General features: G+C 45.4%; 17 protein-coding genes. 8 read left to right on the forward strand and 9 right to left on the reverse strand.

The window, feature by feature from the left end; translation table 11 throughout:
• Positions 1-38: 38 nt before the first annotated feature.
• On the reverse strand, positions 39-1,478 hold the full coding sequence (locus WC647_12550; GenBank protein MFA6223135.1) for a radical SAM protein: 1,440 nt from the start codon (positions 1,476-1,478) through the stop codon (positions 39-41).
• Between the two features lie 17 nt (positions 1,479-1,495).
• Complete coding sequence (locus tag WC647_12555; protein ID MFA6223136.1) at positions 1,496-3,673, reverse strand: bi-domain-containing oxidoreductase; 2,178 nt, start codon at positions 3,671-3,673, stop codon at positions 1,496-1,498.
• A 157-nt stretch (positions 3,674-3,830) separates the two neighbouring features.
• On the opposite strand from WC647_12555, the gene WC647_12560 reads away from it, so the two are divergent.
• The 3 genes from WC647_12560 to WC647_12570 are packed head-to-tail and all read left to right on the forward strand — an operon-like array spanning position 3,831 to position 6,937.
• Entirely contained in the window at positions 3,831-4,928 is a 1,098-nt protein-coding gene (locus tag WC647_12560; protein ID MFA6223137.1) for a site-2 protease family protein, read from the forward strand.
• Positions 4,929-4,982: 54 nt separating this feature from the next.
• Positions 4,983-6,593 carry an NAD(P)H-hydrate dehydratase gene (locus WC647_12565; GenBank protein ID MFA6223138.1) on the forward strand — a complete coding sequence of 537 codons (1,611 nt, stop codon included), beginning with the start codon at positions 4,983-4,985 and terminating at the stop codon, positions 6,591-6,593.
• Complete coding sequence (locus WC647_12570; protein ID MFA6223139.1) at positions 6,584-6,937, forward strand: Hpt domain-containing protein; 354 nt, start codon at positions 6,584-6,586, stop codon at positions 6,935-6,937. Before WC647_12565 ends, WC647_12570 begins: the two co-directional genes overlap by 10 nt.
• Before the next feature lie 71 nt (positions 6,938-7,008).
• Here the strand turns inward: WC647_12570 and WC647_12575 are convergent, their stop codons facing one another.
• Positions 7,009-7,257 carry a hypothetical protein gene (locus WC647_12575; GenBank protein MFA6223140.1) on the reverse strand — a complete coding sequence of 83 codons (249 nt, stop codon included), beginning with the start codon at positions 7,255-7,257 and terminating at the stop codon, positions 7,009-7,011.
• Positions 7,258-7,309: 52 nt separating this feature from the next.
• Between WC647_12575 and WC647_12580 the strand changes: the two genes are divergently transcribed.
• Positions 7,310-7,972, forward strand: coding sequence for a molybdenum cofactor guanylyltransferase (locus WC647_12580; GenBank protein ID MFA6223141.1), 663 nt, complete (start codon positions 7,310-7,312; stop codon positions 7,970-7,972).
• A gap of 19 nt (positions 7,973-7,991) precedes the next feature.
• On the opposite strand, the gene WC647_12585 is transcribed toward WC647_12580, so the two are convergent.
• From WC647_12585 to WC647_12600, 4 genes are all read right to left on the reverse strand, one after another.
• Entirely contained in the window at positions 7,992-9,158 is a 1,167-nt protein-coding gene (locus tag WC647_12585; protein ID MFA6223142.1) for a deoxyguanosinetriphosphate triphosphohydrolase, read from the reverse strand.
• A gap of 97 nt (positions 9,159-9,255) precedes the next feature.
• Positions 9,256-9,744 carry a hypothetical protein gene (locus WC647_12590; protein MFA6223143.1) on the reverse strand — a complete coding sequence of 163 codons (489 nt, stop codon included), beginning with the start codon at positions 9,742-9,744 and terminating at the stop codon, positions 9,256-9,258.
• 14 nt (positions 9,745-9,758) lie between these two features.
• Positions 9,759-9,989, reverse strand: coding sequence for a SelT/SelW/SelH family (seleno)protein (locus WC647_12595; protein ID MFA6223144.1), 231 nt, complete (start codon positions 9,987-9,989; stop codon positions 9,759-9,761).
• An 84-nt stretch (positions 9,990-10,073) separates the two neighbouring features.
• Positions 10,074-11,330: a transglutaminase-like domain-containing protein gene (locus WC647_12600; GenBank protein MFA6223145.1), complete on the reverse strand. Its 1,257-nt coding sequence runs from the start codon at positions 11,328-11,330 to the stop codon at positions 10,074-10,076.
• Between the two features lie 470 nt (positions 11,331-11,800).
• On the opposite strand from WC647_12600, the gene ileS reads away from it, so the two are divergent.
• The 3 genes from ileS to WC647_12615 are packed head-to-tail and all read left to right on the forward strand — an operon-like array spanning position 11,801 to position 15,412.
• Positions 11,801-14,596, forward strand: a complete 2,796-nt coding sequence (gene ileS, locus WC647_12605) for an isoleucine--tRNA ligase (protein ID MFA6223146.1) — start codon at positions 11,801-11,803, stop codon at positions 14,594-14,596.
• A 40-nt stretch (positions 14,597-14,636) separates the two neighbouring features.
• On the forward strand, positions 14,637-15,131 hold the full coding sequence (gene lspA / locus WC647_12610) for a signal peptidase II (GenBank protein MFA6223147.1): 495 nt from the start codon (positions 14,637-14,639) through the stop codon (positions 15,129-15,131).
• Positions 15,128-15,412: a DUF167 domain-containing protein gene (locus tag WC647_12615; protein MFA6223148.1), complete on the forward strand. Its 285-nt coding sequence runs from the start codon at positions 15,128-15,130 to the stop codon at positions 15,410-15,412. Before lspA ends, WC647_12615 begins: the two co-directional genes overlap by 4 nt.
• Here the strand turns inward: WC647_12615 and WC647_12620 are convergent.
• Entirely contained in the window at positions 15,402-16,001 is a 600-nt protein-coding gene (locus WC647_12620; GenBank protein ID MFA6223149.1) for a hypothetical protein, read from the reverse strand. The genes WC647_12615 and WC647_12620 overlap by 11 nt on opposite strands.
• A gap of 67 nt (positions 16,002-16,068) precedes the next feature.
• Positions 16,069-16,263, reverse strand: coding sequence for a ferredoxin (locus tag WC647_12625; GenBank protein ID MFA6223150.1), 195 nt, complete (start codon positions 16,261-16,263; stop codon positions 16,069-16,071).
• A 431-nt stretch (positions 16,264-16,694) separates the two neighbouring features.
• Between WC647_12625 and WC647_12630 the strand changes: the two genes are divergently transcribed.
• Complete coding sequence (locus WC647_12630; GenBank protein ID MFA6223151.1) at positions 16,695-16,967, forward strand: HU family DNA-binding protein; 273 nt, start codon at positions 16,695-16,697, stop codon at positions 16,965-16,967.
• Positions 16,968-17,085: the final 118 nt, after the last annotated feature.

A 17,085-nucleotide genomic window follows, 5' to 3' on the forward strand; every position in this document is an offset into this window, starting at 1 on the left:
TTTGGTCAATCCAACAATAAAAGAGGGCCGGTTTCATCTCATAAGTTGAATCGAGCGGCGAGTCGCCGGGCTTTCTTGTCTATTTTTCGTCCGATCATATTTGCCAGCACCATAGGTAAACTGGACAACAGGGCCGGAATATTTTTCGAAGTGAACATTTCAACTGAAAACAGTTTTCGAATTAGCGAAATTAATTGGCTGGGCGTATAGAATCGACGAGTTATCTCCCGGCTGATCCGCTTAAGGCCTGGACGCCCAAATCCTTCCAAATATACAATCCTGTCGTCCCCCACGTAATACCCGGGTGTCGCTTCGACCAGCTCTCTCAAAGGTGAATATCTGTCTACACGAAGTTTCTGATAAGTTATTGAATCAAGACCCAGTTCTTTCGCAAACGATGGAATGCGAAGCATTTCCTGTTCCGTTTCGGTCACATTACCGTAGATAAAATAGCCATGATAATAAAACGGATGTTTTCGGAATTCTTCGAAGGCCTTGCGCAGTTTACCCGTGTCAAACCCCTTGTTGAGTTGTTCGAGGATCCTGTCACTGGGAGACTCAATTCCAAGCAGGAATATCTTTATTCCCGCCTTTGCGGCGGCTTCCAATACATCGGGACGTTCAAATATCTCAATACGGGCCTGAACAAGAAACCTCTTTTTGGAACCACTCGCGGTAAGACGCTCGCAGATTTCCTTTGCTCTATTAGGGTTTACAAAAAAATTCTCGTCCGCTATCAGGATGATTCCCGCTTTGATCTGGTTGATTTCGTCCATAACTGCGTCAATGGGACGCACTGAATAACGACGTTTTTGAGTCCATGGGTTGAGGTTGAAAGTGCAGAACTTGCAATTGTAAGGACAACCTCTGGATGTCAGGATCATATCAAAAGATTCTAGCGGTAGCGCATAACCGCCGAAATTAAGGTCGTATTCCTGGCTTCTTAAGCTACGATTTGGGGGGAGATACCGATCAATTTCCCCTAGAGGTCTGTTGGCGTTGTGAACAATCTGAGAGCCGTTTCGATATGATATTCCCAGGATATCCTTAAGTGGGATCCCCTGAGCTATTTCGGCGATGGTCTCCTCACCCTCTCCTCTCACCAGAATGTCTACAAATGGGCATAGCTGAAAAACTTCTTCAACGCTATCGGTCGCCTGCTGACCGCCAACAATCGTTGTGACTTGTGAAGGGAGACTATTTATTAGGGAGCAGACCTCTGGGAAATGGTATTCCCAGTTAATGCTCACGCATAACAGGTCGATTTCTTTTTCTATGAAGCCCTTCAGTTTTTTGAGGTCTCTCAAAGGACCTGGAAGTCGAAGATCAACAAAAGTTATTTCTTTTACGTGTGGCTGCAGGGCAGCCATGACATATTCAAGTCCAATCGGGGGAAACACCGCTAATCCAAGTGATCCGGCGTGACTGTCCCGATAGTATGGATGAATACAAAGCGCATGTTCATAAAGACTACTCAACAATTTTTCCCTTCATATTAATTGACAGCGGATTTAACAACTTCAAACGTTGTCCTGGTTATCGCTATGATCTCTCTAAATGGAATAGGGGCTTCCCCGCGAACGCGAATAGCGTCAAGAAACCTCTTAATGCATTCCACATGTCCCTTATCTTGTCTCCATAGTGACATTTTCCTAAATCCTGGCCAATCATATGCTCTCAAAACCTGAAAATTGTCCAGTTGAAGGATACGACCTTCACAAAAGACTTCGATACGCTCCTTCGGAAAAGACTTTGCTCCATTCGCAAGATAATGAACCGTTCCGAATGAGCCATTTTCAAATTTAATGGTAAAGCTCATTTTATCATCAGCGATAAATACCCCTGGGGCGGAGCCCATCTTTGTTGAGCAGACCGAAACAGCCTGGGAGCCTGTCAGATAGTACAACAAATCTACAAAATGGCACCCTTCGCCGATTATTCTGCCACCCCCGATTTTAGGGTCTTGAGTCCAATCGCTTGCAGGAACTTCCCCTGCGTTGACTGTTATTATTATTGATATTGGCTGACGGATGCCTAACAGCAATTGTTTCATCTTTTGTACATGAGGCGAAAACCTTCTGTTGAAACCGATCATCAAAATTGGAGCGGGACTAAAACCGCGTGACCTTATGTATGCGTCCTCAATTGTTTCAACCTGTTCCGGCAGGATTGCCAGAGGCTTCTCCACATAAACGTTTTTCCCGGATTCCAGGGCCTTGCAAACAAGAGTAGGATGCGTGTTGTGTCTGGTCAGCACGAAAAGGGTGTTAATTTCAGGATCATTAAACAGGCTCTGAGTGTCAGTAGTCGCGTTGTTAAAGCCAAATTTTCGTCCTGAATAAGCCCCACTTACACCTGTAGATGTGGCTAGCGTCTCAAGTCTCGGACCAATGGATTTTAACGCGGGAAGAAAGGTTCTCAGCCCATAATTGCCCGCTCCTATGACCCCAACAACAGGTTCTATATGAGGTTCCGCCCCATCAGCCTGAGTCCGGGAATGGTCCTTGGGTGGTTTATCGGTCAACCTGACAGTTTTACTGGTTAGCGCGACAATATTCGAATCGCCAGAATCATACTCCAGCAATAGCCCCAGACACGGCTCATTAGAGGCGAGCAGATCGTAAGCCGCAACCGCCTGTTCAAATCCGAAACGTCTCGAAATCAGGGATTCCACGCTGATCCCGTTACCAGCCAGAAGCGTCAGGACCGCTTCAAAGTTACGCTGTTCAGTCCATCTTACAAACCCGTAAGGATAATCATTACCTTTTTCTTCAAATTCCGGGTCATATCGTCCTGGTCCATAGGAGCATGAAACCTGGAAACTAAGCTCTTTTTCGTAGAACAGGGATCGATCGAGATTTAGCCCAGTTACACCTACAAGGACTATGCGTCCACGCTTCCGGCATATTTTGGCGGCCTGTTTGACGGGTTCGTCGCTTTCGGTCGCCGCGGTAATTATTACCCCGTCTATCCCCCGGTCGTTTGAAAATGCGCCTGCAGTTTTGATCAAGTCCTGGCCAAGAGACAAGTTTACGGTCTCAATTCCAAGACCTTCAGCCGCCGCGATTTTCCCAGGATCCAGATCGGCGCCTAACACTCTACAACCATTCGCTCTTAGGATTTGAGCGGTTAGCAAGCCTATAAGCCCCAATCCGGTGACTACAAAATTTTCGCCAAGTGTGGGATTCGCGAGACGAACACCTTGAAGTCCTATTGCCCCTAAGACGGTAAAAACGGCCTGTTCATCAGTAACCGAGTCGGGGATTTTGGCGCAAAGATTTTTCGGGGCAAGTACGATCTCAGCATGAGCGCTATTCGAGACTACCCGGTCTCCTATCTTGAAATTATCCGCCCCTGCGCCAATTTCAACTACCACCCCAACATTGCAGTAACCCATAATAATTGGGTGATCCAGTTTTTCCCGTACCGCGTCGATAGTTTGGAACAGCCCTTCGTTTTTGACCTTATCCAGAACTTGAAAAACTTTTTCAGGCTGTTTTCTGGCCTTTTGAAGTAAACTCGCCTGTCCAAGTTCAACGACACTTCGTTCAGTCCCGGAGGACACAAGGCTGGCCACTGTTCTGATCAGTAAATGTCCGGGCCTCACCTTTGGAGCGGGTATTTCCGCCAGTTCCGCTTTACCGGAACCGAGGTTTTGAAGTATTTGTTTCATTAAACTCCCCCTGAATCAGTTTGAGTTTTTTTGGCTATTTCTTGCAACCTGTGTCCTTGCGAACCTATGCCTTTACTAGTAAAATGGATGCCAACATTCTAACCCTTTGAAACTGAGTCGATTAAGTTCCAGTATACACTATCAGGAGGTGTTGGCCATGAAATGGTCTTTTAAAATCGGGTCAATATTAGGTATACCACTAAATCTGCATATAACATTTATCCTGCTGTTAATACTAGTTTATTTTGTGGGAGGATCTGTCATAGGGGCAGGTGGCCTGGCAGGGGTCATTTTTGTGGTTCTAGTCTTCGCTTCAGTAGTTTTTCATGAACTTAGCCATTCCATAGTGGCAAGGCATTTCGGAATTAATGTAACGGATATTACTCTACTTCCCATTGGAGGGGTGTCCAGAATGGCGGAAACCCCGGACAAGCCCATTGAGGAGGTATTGATAGCAATCGCAGGCCCAGCTTCAAGTTTCTTGTTGGCTTTTCTGTTATGGTTCGTTGCCGACATTTTTGGAACTGGTGTGACAATTTCCGATTTTTCGGTAAAAGGGGGGCTGCTGGCCGAACTGACAGCCGTCAACCTTATTCTGGGCCTTTTTAATTTGGTTCCTGCTTTCCCCATGGACGGTGGTAGAGTTTTAAGGGGCGCGCTTGCGCTATATTTATCGCCATTAAAGGCGACCAAGATTGCAGTCGGGGTTGGTCAGGGCTTTGCCATCTTTATGTTTTTCTGGGGTTTTTTTTCGGGAAACATATTCTTGATTCTCATCGCGCTTTTTGTCTACCTGGGCGCTGAAGCGGAAGAACGTCAGATGGGACTCATGGTGGCCCTGGGTGGTGTAACAGCGGGCGGAGTTATGATCAGTGAACTCGAGACATTAACGCCCTCTCAGACCGTTGGAGACGCGGCCGAGCATTTTTGCCGAAGCTTTCAAGGTGATTTTCCGGTGCTCGATGACAGAAGACTTGTAGGACTTGTTACAAAAGAAGCCATCGTAGAGACTCTTCACAAAAAAGGACCATTGACCTCCATTGCGGAAACTATGGTCAGAGATTTCCCTACGGCCGGTGAATATACGCCTGTGACTGATGTACTTCAAAAAATGCAAGCAAGTGGCAGTAAGGCTGTCCCGATCATGAACGGCTCAGAATTGAAAGGTTTGGTCACCCTAGAGCAAATCGGTCGTTACAATATGCTTTGCAGCGGATATTCGTGCGATTTTATGGGCGCTAGAGGCAAAGCCTGACTTAGACACTTTTCCTATAATCTTGGAGAATTAGTCTTTGTGGAGGTCTAGAAATTGGAGGAGTTCGCGAACTCATATTTGGTGACAGCCGCTCAGATGAGAGACTTTGACTCTGCGGCCATTAATCAATTTGGGATCCCCGGCGTTGTCCTAATGGAAAACGCGGGCCGGTCCACTTTTGAAATTTTGAGAGCGCTTTTCGAGGACAGACTTGACGACCTGTCGGTTTCAGTTATCGCGGGCCCAGGAAACAACGGCGGCGACGGCTATGTTATAGCCAGATATCTGATTAACTCCGGAGCTGAAGTTCAAACATTCCTGTTAAGCCCCCCTGAGAAAATACAGGGTGACGCCAGAACGAATCTCAACATCCTGCAAAAAATGGGGGCCAAGATTTGGCAAGTTGATACGGTGAAAGGGATCCAATCCGTCGAGGCGACATGGGCCGGCAGTGAGGTTATAGTTGACGCTATTTTAGGGACAGGACTGAAATCGGATGTGAGATCACCTTATCGTGAAGTCATAGAAATGATAAACACCCTGCCGTCTTTCAAGCTTTCTGTTGATATACCATCAGGGCTTGATTCCGATACAGGTGAGATTAGGGGCGCGGCCATCCACGCGGATCTCACTGTGACTTACGGGTTTAAGAAATTGGGAATGGCCATGTATCCGGGCCGAATTCTCTGTGGCGAAGTAGAGCTGGTCGACATAAGTATTCCCCAAGTGGCTGTTCGACGTGATCCTCCTTCGGTCGTTCTCTATGAAAATCCTGACCTGACCAACTACTTGGAAATTAGATCTGACCCAACAGCTCACAAAGGAATGTTCGGCAGAACGCTCATTGTCGGGGGATCAACTGGTAAGACAGGGGCTCCCGCTATGGCTGCCATGGCAGCCTCTCGTATTGGCACCGGATTGGTGACTGTAGCCGTTCCATCCTCCCTTAATCATATTCTGGAAATTAAACTTACTGAAGAGATGACGGAGCCGGTTCCAGACGAATCAGGCTATTTTATCCCTTCCGCTGCAGATTGTATTTTGGAGTTATGTAGAGACAAGGACATTGTCGCGGTTGGTCCCGGAATGTCCACTAACTCTGGAGCAACCGCAATAATTCAGAATCTTCTCAAGAATTATGACGGTAACTTAATTATTGACGCTGATGGCCTCAATTGCCTCGCTAAGGATTTAAGCTTCCTTTCCGGAACCAAGGCGAAAGTTATCTTGACACCTCATACGGGAGAAATGGCCAGGTTAGTCGGAGCTTCCTGTTCGGAAATTCAAATGAGCCGATTTAATGTAGGAAGGCGTTTTTCTGACCAATATAAGTGTTGGGTGATTCTCAAAGGCGCTGGAACAATGACCTTCTGTCCGGACGGTAAGTCTTTCATAAATACCACAGGAAACTCATGGATGTCTTCCGGAGGACAAGGAGACGCTCTGACCGGGATTCTCGCCGGTCTGATCAGCCAAAAATTGAAGTTAGAAGAAGCTTTGCCTCTTGGAGTATGGCTTCACGGATTCCTGGCAGATAGGCTCATAGAAAGGGATGGAGCCAGGGTTATTTTGGCCACGGACGTACTCAAGGAAATCCCAACATTTCTGACTCATATCGTCAAGTCGGGGCTTCAAGAAGAGGAGGAGATGGAAAAGTGCCGGTAATTGACAGGGATAGACTTATGGGGCAAGTTGGTGGAAACTCTGAGCTGCTTCTAGAACTTATCCAGCTATTGCTGGAACTCGGCCCCAACATGCTTAATGAAGTGGGCGAATCAATCGATCGGGCTTCTTCCGATGATCTGCAAAGAACCGCTCATACGTTGAAGGGCTCAGTAGGCAATTTTGCTGCGGACGCCGCCGTCCAGGCAGCGCTGTCACTTGAAATGATGGGACGCAACAACGATTTTTCTAAGGCGCATGAAGCGTTCATATTGTTAAAAAAAGAGATGGGAAATGTTTTTGATGAGCTTCAATCTCTAAAGCTTGAACTCACAACTCCGAAATGAATGTCTCACTCCCAAACATTTTCAACTGTTGACGCTTTGAGCCTCAACCAGAGAGAGATCCTGAAAATCTCTCAGCTTTTTTTATCACCATCTACGGGATCAGGATCGGACGGGACCACTTGAAGACGAGGCTTGCCCTCAGTCCGTTTGGGGCGGGCAAAATTTAGCCTTGCTTTTGCGACAAGTTCAGAAAACTTTTCAAAATCCGAAGGAAGAAGCTTGAGTGTTACATGAGCCAGATTGATGTGGACTATTCCTCCGGGACAGACCGATATGGCTCCGAAATTCTCCTCAGTGGCAAGTATCGTATGATCGTCCACGTTTTAGCCTTTTCTTTTGTTATTACCAACATATTATGGTCATGAGGCCGGATTGGCAACAACAGATTTCATGAAACTCGAAATTCCAGCAGTTCAGTCACAAGTTTGCTCCCACCTGACGGCCATAGTTCTGGCAGGAGGAGCGTCCAGAAGGATGGGTGGACACAACAAGGCGCTGATCAAAATCGATGGGGAATCCATAATCGAAAGGGAATTGAACATACTCGACCGCCTTTTTAAAAACATCATCCTTATAACTAATACCTTTGAAGATTATTCTTTTTTGGGAAGACCGATGTATAGTGACATTAAACCGGGCTATGGTTCCTTGGGAGGGCTGTACACAGGCCTCAGTCATTGCTCTACCGAATATGGCTTTGTATTCGCATGTGACATGCCCTTCCTGAATCAAGGTATTGTCGGTTACATTTGCGGAAAACACGAAGGACATGATGTGACCATTCCCAGGATAAATGGCTTTCTGGAACCACTTCATGCTGTTTATTCCCGCCGCTGCATTCCGTTCATAGAAAAGCTACTGCAAATAGGGGATTTAAAAATTGTTGACCTATTCCCTTACGTTGATGTTTTGGAAATCGGGCAAGATCAACTCGAAGCCGTAGATTGTGATTTGAAATTCCAAATTAATGTCAATACCCCGGATGATCTGGCTGCGGCTAATAAAGCGGCTAGGCGCGGATTCCACAAACTCTAAAAAGGTGTTAACCTTCTATTTAGTACTCATAGGGCAAAAACATTTTGCGGTGTTCATACAGAGCAAACCTGTCCGTCATTCCAGCTATATAATCACAGACTATTCGCTCCACGGGCTCTTTTGCGTTGTCAATTCTTCGTTGTACTCCGGGAGGCAACTGAAAAGGTCTTTGAACATACTCAAGAAACAGATCAGACAATAAGCGATCAGCCTTGTACTGCATTCTCATTATCTTGTAGTGCGTATAAAAATTGTTGAACAGAAAACTGTCGAGTTGAGTCTTCCAACCCTGCATAATATCTGAAAATGAAACAATATTTTCAGACGCGGCCATGACATGATCAGGTTTGGTTACGCATAGCCTGTTAAAAAGCTGTTCAGTGCGACTTACAACGTCTCTGATGAACAGATCTATGAGAAAACGAATGCATTGGTAAAGAAATGTGTCTTGTTCTAAAGCCTTGAGCCGGTCTTTGACGAGTCTCGTAACTTCGTTCCAAATACTTAGTTCTCCAAGGTCATGTTCAGTGAAAAAGCCTGATCGCAATCCATCTTCTATGTCGTGGCAACTGTATGCTATCTCATCCGCTATATTGACGATCTGGGCTTCCAGCGCTGGTTGCGGCGTAGTCAAGAATTCTGAGAGCATTTCTTCCGGAGCTTGATCATATCTTGTGGTATGCCTGATGATCCCTGATCGTGTTTCAAATGTGAGATTCAGTCCGGGAAAATCAGGGTACCGGGTTTCGAGTAAATCGACCACCCGCAAAGACTGGCGGTTATGCTCAAATCCCCCAAAATCCGCCATTAATCGGTGCAGTGATTTTTCGCCTGCATGCCCGAAAGGAGTGTGTCCCAAATCGTGCGCCAACGCAATCGCATGGGTCAAATCTTCGTTCGCTCCGAAGTATTGGGCCACGCTTCTCGCTATTTGAGCCACTTCCAGAGTATGGGTAAGTCTGGTCCTGTAATGATCACCTTCATAATATGCAAAGACCTGAGTTTTGTACTCCAGTCTCCGGAATGCTTTGGAATGAATTATCCTGTCTCGATCCCTTTGAAACGAAGTTCGATATTTGCATTCAGGTTCTTGCCACTGCCTACCTGCGCTATTTTCAGCGAGAAAGGCGTACGGGGCCAGATACTCTCGTTCTCTTTTTTCCTGAATCGCTCTGTCAATAATCACTTGGACTCTCTTAAGATTAGACTATTAGGCAAGAAACATCTGATCGAAATTGGAGCCTAAGAAAAGTCCGGAGGCTCAGGGTGTATTCCCTACGGCTTCAATGAGCCGATGCGTCTGATGAAGTGACTTGTTCAACTCCCGCCGGAGGTAGCCCGGGAAGAATGATATTGACAAGGGCTGCGAAAAAAATCACCACAAAAATCGAAACGGCTACAAAGGCAATTAATGCCGAACGGGAACTCCAAAACGACTTTTTTTGTTTTGGCGCGCCCGTTTCGGCTGGAAACCTGAAATTATTGAAAGCGTCTTCAGGAAGTGTTAATTCGCCCGCTTTACCTGAAGCCGACCTTTTTGATGAGGATTGGTCCATTTTTTTTTCGGTCATCGGGCTCTGTTCGGTTAAGCTTGGGCCACCAGGCTCGATTACTGGAGAATGGTCGGCAATCGAACCCAATGGATTTTCTTCTTTTTGGATCAAACCTTCTTTTCCACATTTTGGACATCGGATACGGACATCCTGATCTCCAGGAATTCGGTTTTCATCGACATGAAGAAGGCTCTCACAATAGAAACATTTTACTACCATTATATATCCAACGTTTACGATTTTTTCTTGATCAGGTTCACTACTTCGCCAATATCAGGAAACCGACCTATTTCCTTCTTTGAAAAAATCAGGTCATCTCCATATTCAACTTCGAACACTCCCCCACTGGACTTGACGAGTTCGGGCTTGATTCCGAGTTCTCTCGTAAGTTCTTCCGCCAAACTAGCGGCTTTTGGACGATAGCTTCAACTTACGCAGTAGGTTATTTTACATTTTTCCGTCATTTGTTATTCCTCCAATTCAAAATGCCCCGGCGACTTCTCCAAGTATATTGACGTGTTTAATCTATTGCAAGGTTAGGTTAACTTTTATTGGTAGTCCACTGATTGCATCTTGATTTTTCCCATGACTTTAAGCACTGGACCGGGGTCATCATCACTCAAGGAGACGAGCTTTATATGGGTAGCGTCTGAAGGAACCTGTCTCAAGGTAGGGTCAACCGATAGCCATCCTTTGACGTACGACTCCGCCCAGGAGTGATACAAAAAACCAAGATTGTCTGAATACACCAGACCAGTAACCAGGCGTGTAGGAATTCCAACGGATCTGGCCATGGCAGTATATAATTTAGAGTGCGACTGACATTCTCCTTCCTTGGATTTTAACACGTCCAGTGATGAAAATGAATCTCTCATGGACCCCTTAATGTTGTCAGCGGTCCAGTTCACGAGCTTTACAATCTTTTCCAAATCCTGGGACGCTCCTGAAACTATTAATCCAGCCTGTTGCTTAATATCTTGATGGTCAGATTGAATACTAGATGTTGAAACCAGGTACCTGGACAAATTTTCTCCGGCGTCATCAGCCGTATTATGGAGCTTTGCAAAGCCTTGCGCGCCCTTGAAAAGTTTCAGATCTTCAACTTGTACTTCGACGTCAAAATCGTTCCCGGACGTACCGTGAGTTGAATCCTTGACGGTTTGACGATGATCGCGGGCGAACATCTCTGACTGAACACCCTGGATATGAGCTTTCAGGAATTTTGTTTTTGCCGGACTAATTATTTTCCTGGGAGTTTTTACCAAACTGAAATCAAGAACCAAGTCTTTTTGCTGAGCTTTTTGTTCAAGGAACTTTTTGGCTGATTCTTCATCCTCGAGAATAGTTAGCAAAGATCCGTCCAACCCTTTTTCGAGGACCACAAGCCCTTTGCGATTCAGCCATGAAATTACAACCGACTTTCCATAGTTGTTCGTTACTTTCCATACAGCGTCTGAAGGCCCAGGAGCGCCCTTTACTTTGGAGATTTCCTGCTCTACTGTTTCAATTGACTGCCTTTCAACATTAAACACATCGAATGAATACTTTGACCCATCTTTCAATCCCTTCATCGCAGGCATCAAAGAAATAGCGCTTGTATGAAATATTTTCCCCTTTAATGGAAATTCGCGTTCGAGCTTTTCGCTATCCGCGTCCATTTTCAACAGCAGTGTCGATGATTCTATATGGCCCTCAACTTTAAGATTCTTTTGGTTCATTTTCACAGTAGAGTCAAAAGAGATTAATGACAGGTCCGGAGCCACGGTTATTTTTTCATTCATTTTGATTTCATTGGTTTTTTTCATGGCTGTCAGCCTCATCATCGAATCGCTTTCTATGACAAAGTTTTCCCTTTGAGGCTGTATTTTGAAATGGCTATACCCTATTTTATCTTCCTGAAAATACAGGCCGTACCATGCTTCTTTAAATGGAAAGTTTGATAGGGTTCCGTAACCTTTAGTAGGTTGAACAGCTTCCTCTTGAGTTGGATTGAGGGACTTCACAATACAACTGCAATTAATAGCAGCTATAACAGATAATAATATGTATAAAAATAACTTGTTCATAATATTTTGTTGTTAACCATATATAATCAATTATACTAATTACTATCAAATAACTCAACCAAGTTCAAAAGAATCTCTCCATCTTCATCGTCGTTCAAAAATGTTTTCGTTGACTTTACCAGCACAATGATTGATTTTAAAAGATTGTATTATGATGGGACCTGAAAAATGGCGCCACCGACTCCGACCGGCGCTCCGGAGGAAACAAAATGGATTACAAAGATACTCTAAATTTGCCGAAAACTAACTTTCCCATGAGGGCCAACCTTCCCAAGAAAGAGCCTGACATTTTAAAACATTGGGAAGAGTCAAAAATATATGACAAAATCCTTGAAGCGGCGCAGGGCAGATCAAAATATATCCTCCATGATGGGCCTCCGTATGCGAATGGCCACATACACCTGGGAACCGCTCTCAACAAGATATTAAAAGATATAATTGTGAAATCGAAATTCATGGCTGGTTTCAATTCTGATTATGTTCCAGGTTGGGATTGCCACGGGTTGCCTATAGAGCATCAGGTTGACAAAGAACTAGGGAAGTCAAAGGCTCAGATGACTGAGGTGCAGGTCCGACAAAAATGCCGTGAATATGCCACGAAGTTTATAGATATTCAACGAAAGGAATTCCAAAGGCTCGGAGTCCTCGGTGAATGGCAGGATCCCTATCTGACTATGAATTACAGCTATCAGGCGGCGATAGTAAGAGAACTGGGCCATTTTTTTCATTCCGGGGCAGTGTATAGAGGTAAGAAACCGGTCTATTGGTGCTCATCCTGCGTAACGGCCTTAGCGGAAGCCGAGGTGGAATACGCCGATTCGGCTAGTCCTTCCATATATGTAAAATTCAGAGCTGTTGACGATTTTTCTTCCAGAATTCCAGGACTTCAAAACGAAAAGGTTTCCGTGATTATATGGACCACCACTCCGTGGACCATACCTGCAAACCTTGCCATCGCGGCGCACCCCAACGAGACTTACGCCGCGGTCAAGGTGGGCGACGAGGTTTACATTCTCGCTCAACGATTAGTGTCGATAAATATGGAAACGTTTGGAATCAATGACTTCAAGATTATCGCCGAATTCTCCGGAAAAACTCTTGAAGGTCTGAGATGCGCTCATCCGCTTTATGATAGAACCTCGCAGCTAATTCTGGCGGATTTCGTCACGTTGGACACAGGGACAGGGCTAGTTCATATTGCCCCTGGTCATGGCCAGGAAGATTATGAAGTCGGGCGTTTATATAATATCGACGTTTACGCGCCTGTCGATGATCGTGGGAGATTCACCGACGAAGTTGGATTTTTCGCGGGGAAATTCGTCTTCAGCGCAAATAGGGAGATCATAGAGAAGCTCCACGAAGTTGGCGCCCTCATGGCTTCCGAAGAAATGGATCACAGTTATCCTCATTGCTGGCGATGCAAGAAACCGGTCATTTTCCGGGCTACCCATCAATGGTTCATCTCCATGGACAAAACTGGTTTGAGAGAATCCGCCCTTGAGGCGATCGACACTGTCAGGTGGATTCCAAAGTGGGGCCGGGATAGAATTTACGGCATGATCGAGCACAGACCTGATTGGTGTATTTCCAGGCAACGCAGTTGGGGGGTTCCTATTACCGCTCTTAGATGTTCAGACTGTGACACGGTGGTAGCTCCGCCGGAACTTTTTGAAAAAACAGCGAAGCTCTTTGAAGAAAGAGGAGCGGATGTTTGGTTCGAGTCTACAGTTCAAGACCTTGCGCCCGCAGGTCTCAAGTGTCCATCATGTAACGGACAGTCGTTTATTAAAGAACGGGACATCCTTGATGTGTGGTTTGATTCCGGAGTGAGTTGGGCAGCGGTTCTTGAGAGCAGACCATCTTTAAAATATCCCTGTGACATGTACCTTGAAGGCAGCGACCAGCATCGAGGTTGGTTTCATAGCGCAATGCTCACTTCTGTTGGAACGCGCGATCGCGCCCCGTACGGGAACGTTCTCACTCATGGATTCGTAGTCGATGGCCAGGGCAAGAAAATGTCCAAGTCCTTAGGAAATGTAATTCAACCTTCTCAGATAATAGACAAATATGGAGCTGATGTTCTACGGCTATGGGTTTCTGCGGAGGACTACCGTGATGACATAAGAATTTCTCCCGAGATTCTCGATAGGCTTTCCGAAGCCTATCGCAGGATACGGAACACATGCCGATTCCTGTTGGGAAACCTGGCTGACTTTAATCCAGCCGAACAGGTCTCCCCCGGGGAGATGACAGCGCTCGATCGCTTCGCTCTGGACAGGCTCAACTTTGTCATAGCCAGAGTTAAAAAGGCATACGAGGATTTTGATTTCCATGTGGTCTTTCACACCCTGTACAATTATTGCACAGTGGATTTGTCTTCATTGTACCTGGATATTCTCAAGGATCGGTTGTACGTCGAAAAGTCAGACGGAAGGCTGAGGAGATCAGCTCAAACCGCCTTGGATAATATCCTTTCGGCCTTGATAAGATTGATGGCTCCTATTTTGGCGTTTACAGCGGAGGAAGTTTGGAACGAATTTCAAAATAGGGCAGGAAATCAGTCGAGTGTTCATCTCACATGTTTTCCGGACACTATAGAGGGAGTAACCTTAACGAAGGAACAAAGGTCTCAATGGAACGATATGTTGGCGTTGAGACAGGAAGCTTCAAAGGCGCTTGAGGAAGCTAGAGCTTCAAAAGCAATCGGGTCTTCTCTCGAAGCAAAGCTCATAATTAGCGGTCCAGAGGATTTCATTCAAAAAGTGAAGTCCATGGAAGATCCGGAGGGATTTTTCATAGTGTCTCAGATTGAACTGCGGTCGAGAAATATTGAGACAAAAGTTTCCGATGATGAGGATCCCCTAGTGGGGGTCGAGGTCGCTGTTGTGCGCGTCCAAGGCGCCAAGTGCCCACGATGTTGGATCTGGAGTTCTGAAATAGGAACAAACTCCAGGCACCCTGATCTTTGCCCAAGGTGCGCGGCTGTGTTGGTCGAAGTCGAATAACATCCAGTGTCTGACTCAGACGGAATATATTTTTAAGATTATGGTTCGTAGCAGGAAACAAACACTTACTATTTTCTGGCTTGTTTCAATTTTTGTCATTCTTTTGGATCAAGTAACGAAGTTTATGATCTTGAACGCTATTCCTATTAATACATCTGAAATCATAATACCTGGTTTATTGAACTTTACCCATGTCAAAAACCCTGGAGCCGCTTTTGGCGTATTTGCCGAAAATGCTGGAACCGTGGGGAGAATCGCTTTGTCGATCGTGTCATTTGTGGCCCTGGTTGTAATAGCCTGGATAGTTGTGTTTCAGCCGCTGGATTTTTATTCTGTTATAGGATTAGCCCTATTTTTCGGGGGAGCCGCCGGAAATTTTATCGACAGGATATTGTTTGGAGAAGTCACTGATTTTATAGATGTTTACGCAAGGGGATTACATTGGCCGGCTTTTAATATCGCTGATTCCGCTCTGTCGATAGGCGCGTTCATTTTTTGCATGAGGCTCATCTTTCCATCCAGGGCTCAAAGTTGAGACCGACAGGAAAAGATGAAACACTTACCCTTGTGGTCAGGGTGACCCCGAACTCCTCGTCGAACCATATTTCACTCGAATCTGACGGCAAATTAGCGGTAAAGCTGACCAGCCCTCCTGTCGAAGGAAAGGCGAATAAGGATCTCGTCAAATTGATCGCAAAAAAGTTGGGGATTCCCCAGTCGGACGTATCTATAAAAAGAGGGGAACATTCCAGAAACAAGGTGCTTATTGTCAGGGGAGTTTCCGCTGAAGCGATTAGAACAAATCTCACAAGCTAGATGATGACAAGATTTCAGATATAGTGAGCCTTTTGGTTCTCTTACCCCTCATGTAAATCATTTCAAGCTCCAGGTCAGCCATCCGCCGATAGAACGGAGTTCGGTCGATCTGTACTTCTGGTCTATTGTGACGTATATCAGTCTCGAATCGGGGACAGCCTGTTCCAGAGATGCGGTTTTTGTTTGGGTTATCAATGAAATGGGGGATACCCGCCAATCTACATATCATGGGTCGGTATTCGTAAATGGCGCACCTACCGTCGAAGTTGGCAGCGCAAACTGAATTTCTGTATGGATCTCCAGAGGAATCTAATCGCTTGAGTTCCACAATTTGTAGACTTCTGTGTTCTATTTCCAGTTTTGTGGGTTCATCCAAGGCGCGGACGCCCCGCCTCATATAAAGCATTTCCGAAAAGGTGTGAACGATTAGATCGACAGTGCAACACTTCGTTCCGTCACAGCCTTCGCAGTTGAACCCTGCCTGAAACGACGCCTCTTTGTAGACGACGTCCATTTCATTATAAAGCTCTTTGAGACGGGGGTTAAAATCAGTCCCAGAGAAATCAACGCTATTATCTCCAGAATACATCTCCAGCGCCTAAAATGATCTGTTCATAAGCATAAACAATCTTGGGGGCGATACATGTTCCCAGATCTTACTCCTGCCAACTGATCGCCTCTTCCGGGCAGGTGTCAATCGCTTCCTGGATTTCGTCCTCTGAGCACGCGCTTTGATCCACCACATAAGCCTTATCGGTCTCATCGCTTACAGCAAAACAATCCTCCGCAATAGCCGCACATGTTCCGCAACCACTGCAAGCCTCTTGATCGATTACTAAAGTCCTAGCCATTTTTCCTCCTCTGTCGTCAGGACATGATTTGATAAGTATGGAAACAGTTTATAATTGACCTTTACATGTACGCGTTTTTTCAGTCAACCGTTATTGTAATTCATCAATGTTCCTTTGAAACTATTTCTAGCGCACGGAAATAGATTAACACACTTTGGACATCAGGGTTGTCTAAATTATATAACATAATGACAAGATGTTAGTTATATTATTTAGAGTCATTTTTAACTTAATTCAAGTAACTTAATCGGCGCCTCAGCGGTGTTAAAGTAACTCGTATTGATTCCAAACATAGAAATAAAGCTGCCGCAGGAATCTTTTTGATTCGAATAAACGCAATATTTTCTTGACACTTGACATTCGGGGGACGTATAGAACCATCATTGATTTTAGTGACATAAATTTCTGATCAACTCGAGGGAGGCGTGGAAATGACAAAAGCTGAATTTGTGGACAAACTTGCAGAGAAAGGCCAGACAACCAAGAAGCACGCGTCGGAAGCGATAGACCTGGTTTTTTCAACCATATCGGATGCGTTGGTGGCAGGGGAGGAAATCTCCGTCCCCGGATTCGGTAAATTTTCTGTAGTGGTCAGGCAGGCGCGCTCCGGAATCAATCCTAGAACAAAGGAAAAGATCAAGATCGCCGAAACTAAGGCTCCGAAGTTTTCCCCGGCGAAAGCTCTGAAGGAATCCATCAAATAATTGGATTCTGGGCCGTTAGTTTATAATTTTTATTATGGAATTTCGCCCCAAGAAAAGTGGCTTTGATCTATATTCCACTTTGTGGTGAATTTTCCTTTGAACATTTGGTTGTATTTTT

The organism is Desulfomonilaceae bacterium, assembly GCA_041662605.1.
Classification (GTDB): domain Bacteria; phylum Desulfobacterota; class Desulfomonilia; order Desulfomonilales; family Desulfomonilaceae; genus CAJBEZ01.